Here is a 5,073-nt window from a genome sequence, read left to right on the forward strand (position 1 = left end):
AGTTTCTGAATACTGTTACCCAGGCCTGCACCACTAAACTGCCCTTGTCCAAAGGCAATAAGCGACTGCATTAACTGATAACCGGCACCAAAAGGGTCTTTTTCCGGTTCTAAGAACGTTAATAGTCGCTGCATTCGGTAGGGCTCAACAATAATCAAAAGAATGAGCGCCAACACGCAGGTAAGAAATACCGCGAAGAACTGCCATAACCGGGCACCGGCCAGGAACAGCATAGCGACAGTGGTCGCCGACAGAACCACAACAGTACCGAAGTCTGGCTGCATCAACAGCAGCACTGCCGCAATAAACAGCAGGAATAATGGCTTAATGAAGCCTTTGGCGGCTTCGCGCACTTCGTCTTCACGACGGGACAAATAACTGGCCATGTAAATACAGAAAAATAATTTAGCCATTTCTGCAGACTGAATAGTGATAGGCCCCACTTTTATCCAACGCTGAGAGCCATTCACCTCGTGGCCGATAATCAACACCAGCAATAACATCATCAAGCCAATAAGTAGTAGCTTACCGCTGTGCAAATTCCAGCTTTGCGTAGGAACCCTCAAGGTCGCCAGCATAATCACTAAGCTGATAACAATATAAACGCCGTGACGTATCGCAAAATGAAAAGGGTTACCGGTTAGCCGCTCGGCTGTTGGTAGCGAGGCTGATGTCACCATAATAAAGCCAAAAGCCAGTAACGACATGGCAAGAACAAACAGCACCCGGTCGTAAAGAGGCTCACTGGTTGTTCCCCGGAACCAGTCGAATAGCTGCTGTAACCGAGTATTGGCCTGGCTCTCAGGTATTTCGAGATTCAGTTGTTCTTCACGCACTGTCGACATAAAGCGCCTCCACTGCCTGACGGAAACTCTCGCCACGATGCTCGAAATTATCAAACTGATCGAAACTGGCACAGGCCGGAGACAGCAGAACCATATCCCCTGCCTGAACGAGAGAGGATGCCAGCTCAACAGCCTGCTGCAGACTCTTAACCTGACGCGAGCCGTTGAACAGCTGCCCCAAACGCGGACCGTCTTCGCCTATAGTCAGCAAAATATCGACGCGCTCCAGAGTTGACTGTAGCTCCCGGAAGTCCGCACCTTTGCCATGGCCTCCGGCAATAAGCAATAGACGTCCATTAACCGTTGGCCGAAGGCCTTCGACGGCCGCTGCCGTTGCCCCAATATTGGTTGCTTTTGAAGCATTAACCCATAATACATCACCGTCACTGCTGACGAGTTCACAACGGTGAGGCAAGCCGCTAAATTCTTTCACTGCGCGGGCTGCTTGCTCGACATCAATTGAAATGCCCTCACACAACGCCAGAGCAGCCTGCACATTGATTAAGTTATGAATGCCCTGCAGTTTTAACTGATCGGCGCGGAGCACAACATTACCGCGGTAAGTAACTGCCACCGGACCACTGGAGCGATCAACATTGCCGGACAATAGCCCAAAATGCTGGGGATGAGCGTCATCGCCAAAACTCATTAACTTACCGGTAATTGGATGTGGCCAGGTGTCCTGCTGCTGTCGGTTTAATACCCAGGTCTTCGCGTTAGTAAAAATGCGCTGTTTGGCTTTAACATACTCTTCTATGGTGCCGTAGCGATCCATGTGATCGGCACTAATATTCAGAAGTGCCGCAGCTTTTAGATTTAAACTACTTACAGACTCCAGTTGAAAGCTGGACAGTTCCAGCATGACAGCGTCAGGCTGCTCTTTTTGTTGCAGTAACTCCAGCACCGGCAGACCAATATTACCGGCTGCAACCACATTCTTACCGCATTTCTGAGCAATAAACTCAACCATTCGGGTAACAGTGGATTTACCGTTAGAACCGGTTACTGCAATGACGGGTAAATTCGACTCTTGAGCAAAAAGTTCGACGTCGCCAACCACCGGAATATTTGCATCCCGGGCTAAAACTATCGGCTCTTCGCGCAGATCAATGCCCGGACTTGTAATAATTAAGTCAGCCGCCAGCGTGTCTTCTAACTCCCAGCGACGATTCAGGAATTCAGTATCGCCCAATATTTGTTTGGCTTCGTCGAGACCAGGAGGGTTACTGCGAGAATCGAATACCCGAATCTGAACATTTGCCAGCTTTTTGTCCTGTTGCTTTTTATTTTGTAAATAGCGCAGCACAGAAACCCCGGTCTTTCCAAGACCGAGGACAACAATGTGTTTCATATTCTGCCAGGCTATCTTTTTCATTATTTTTTAACGCAACTTCAAGGTTGCGAGTCCTATCAGTACAAAAATTAACGACAATATCCAGAAACGCACAATGACTCGTGGCTCAGGCCAACCTTTTAATTCGTAGTGATGGTGAATTGGCGCCATGCGGAAAACACGTTTGCCCCGCAGTTTGTAAGAGCCCACCTGCAGCATCACGGAAACCGTTTCCATGACAAATACGCCGCCCATAATAAACAGCACCAACTCCTGGCGGACCAGTATCGCGATAATGCCAAGTGCAGCGCCTAAAGCCAGAGAGCCTACATCGCCCATAAATACCAGTGCCGGATAAGTGTTGAACCATAGAAACCCCAGCCCAGCACCAACAATAGCGGTGCAGACCACCAACAATTCGGCGGTTAAGGGTAAATAAGGAATTTGCAGATATTCAGCAAAGTTCACGTTGCCGGAAACATAAGCAAAAATGCCCAATGCTGCGGCAACCATAATGGTCGGCATAATCGCCAGCCCATCTAAGCCATCAGTGAGGTTCACCGCATTGCTGGTACCGACAATGACAAAATAGGCCATCAACAAATAAAGCATGCCCAGTTGCGGCATAACGTCTTTAAAGAAAGGAACAATCAGTGCCGTCTCGGCGCCCTGAGTGCTGCTCCAGTAAAGGTAGACCGCTGCGATACTGGCAATAACCGACTGCCAGAAGTACTTCCATTTGGCGATTAAACCTTTCGGATCTTTGCGCACTACTTTGCGGTAGTCATCAACAAAACCCACAATGCCAAAGCCGGTGATTACTAATAACACAACCCATACATAGCGATTCTCCAGGTCGGCCCAGAGTAGTGATGAACCCAGCACCGCGGCTAGTATCAAGACACCGCCCATGGTCGGTGTACCGCTTTTACTTAGATGGCTTTCGGGGCCATCGTCCCGTACCGTTTGTCCTATCTGCAGACGTTGCAAACGGCGAATCAATGTTGGTCCTAACCACAATGACAAAACTAAAGCGGTTAAAACGCTCAGTATTGCCCGTAAGGTCAAGTAGGAAAACACGTTAAACGCGCTTTCAAACTGGGTTAGGTACTCCGCCAACCAAACTAACATGCGTGCTTTTCCTCTGTGCTGTCATCAACTGTGACAGCCTGCTGTATTGCTGCAACAACGCGCTCCATATGTGCAGAGCGTGAGCCTTTAACCAGCACTGTGACAGGCTGTTTACCTGTCTGTTCTGTAAGTCTTTGTAAAACAGAGTCAACCAGGGACTGTAAGCTTCCAAAGTGCTTGCCGCCATTGCCGTTAAAGACTTCGCTGGCACTTTGGCTGAGTACACCCAGGCTATATAAATTGTTGATACCGGAGCCAATAGCATGCTCACCAATTTCTTCGTGATAGGCTCTTGCATCAGCTCCTAGTTCGCCCATGTCTCCAAGGACAAAAATTCGGTAACCCTTGTAGCTTCCAAGTAAATCGAGAGCGGCTTTGGTGGAAGCAACGCTGGCGTTGTATGTGTCGTCAATGATACGTAAGTGATCACTCACTTTTATGGTGGTTAAACGCCCTTTTGCCGGTTGAACCTTCTCTAAACCGGTAACAATATCATCCAGAGACATACCCAATTCGCTGGCCGCAGCCGACGCAGAAAGCGCATTTAAGACGTTGTGCTGACCGCTCAATTTTAAAGTCAGTTGTCGGGCTTCCCCATTTAAATGAAGCGTAAATGACGGGTGTCCTTCTCCATTAAGAGTGATATCTGTGGCAAACACGTCCGAACTGTCGGTTAAACCAAAGGTTTTCCAGTTCATATTAGTGCAAGCGCGCTCCCAGCATGGGTAAAACTCGGAATCGCGGGGGGTAACAGCCGTTCCCTGGCTCCCCACTCCACGGAAAATTTCAGTTTTCGCACGAGCTACGCCGTGTAAACTGCCAAAACCTTCAACGTGTGCAGCACTTACGTTATTTAGAATAGCGACGTCGGGCTTGACCAGATTAGTGGTGTAGCCTATTTCTCCGGGGTGATTCGCTCCCAGCTCAACCACCGCGTATTTATGTTGTTCTTCCAGTCGCAGCAGAGTCAAAGGAACACCAATGTCGTTATTAAAGTTGCCCTGAGTCGCCAATACCGGATGACGAATTGATAAAATGGCCGCCAGCATTTCTTTTACTGTGGTTTTACCATTACTGCCGGTAACCGCGATGGTTCTCGGAGCAACCCTGGCTTTCACCGCTGCGCCCAGGCGTCCTAGTGCATGGCGGCTGTTCTCGACAATAATTTGCCGACAGTCAATGTCCTGCTGCTTTTCACAAATAACGGCAGCAGCACCTTTGGCTATAGCTTGCTCAACGAAGTCGTGCGCATCAAAGTTCTTTCCTTTTAAGGCAATGAAAAGTGCGTCCTGCAGATCCGCACGCGTATCCGTTGATACTTTGTCTATTTTACAATCAGAGCCAACCAGGCGGCCTTCCACCTGTTCCGCGATCCACTCCAGTGATACTGAAATCATGCGCAGTCTCCTTGCAGCCATTCACTCACGACTGCTCTTTCGTTGTAATCCACACGTTGGGTGCCGATAACCTGATAGTCTTCATGTCCCTTGCCTGCCAGCAGAACAACATCGTCTTGCGCTGCTTCCTGCATGGCTTTTATCACGGCTTCGCGGCGGCCGGGCCAGACTTTAACCCGCTCTTTATCCGCAATACCTGTCAGAATGTCTTCGATAATCTGTTGCGCTGGCTCAGTTCTTGGATTGTCGTCTGTAACAACCACGACGTCGGCGTAGTCTGCAGCGACTTTGCCCATTTGTGGGCGTTTACCCCGGTCACGGTCGCCACCGCAGCCAAACACGCACCATAAACGACCTTTGCAGTGCA

5 protein-coding genes are annotated in these 5,073 nt (G+C 49.3%); all 5 read right to left on the bottom strand.

All coding sequences use genetic code 11. The annotated features are described in order from the left end of the window. On the bottom strand, nt 1-845 hold an 845-nt coding region (locus B3180_RS04745), incomplete at its 3' end, for an FtsW/RodA/SpoVE family cell cycle protein (protein ID WP_286843323.1). Further along, complete coding sequence (murD, locus tag B3180_RS04750) at nt 829-2,220, bottom strand: UDP-N-acetylmuramoyl-L-alanine--D-glutamate ligase (protein ID WP_286843325.1); 1,392 nt, start codon at nt 2,218-2,220, stop codon at nt 829-831. The genes murD and B3180_RS04745, both read right to left, overlap by 17 nt. A gap of 6 nt (nt 2,221-2,226) precedes the next feature. Continuing rightward, nucleotides 2,227-3,309 (bottom strand): phospho-N-acetylmuramoyl-pentapeptide-transferase, encoded by a 1,083-nt coding sequence (gene mraY / locus B3180_RS04755; RefSeq protein ID WP_278358265.1) that lies wholly within the window; start codon nt 3,307-3,309, stop codon nt 2,227-2,229. Continuing rightward, nucleotides 3,303-4,706 (bottom strand): UDP-N-acetylmuramoyl-tripeptide--D-alanyl-D-alanine ligase, encoded by a 1,404-nt coding sequence (locus tag B3180_RS04760; RefSeq protein ID WP_278358266.1) that lies wholly within the window; start codon nt 4,704-4,706, stop codon nt 3,303-3,305. The genes mraY and B3180_RS04760 overlap by 7 nt, the downstream gene beginning before the upstream one ends. Further along, nucleotides 4,703-5,073 (bottom strand): glutamate ligase domain-containing protein (locus tag B3180_RS04765; protein WP_286843327.1); only part of this gene is annotated, 371 nt, incomplete at its 5' end. The genes B3180_RS04765 and B3180_RS04760, both read right to left, overlap by 4 nt.

The sequence above is a fragment of the Idiomarina sp. UBA4206 genome (genome assembly GCF_002383015.1).
Taxonomy (GTDB): Bacteria; Pseudomonadota; Gammaproteobacteria; order Enterobacterales; family Alteromonadaceae; genus Idiomarina; species Idiomarina abyssalis.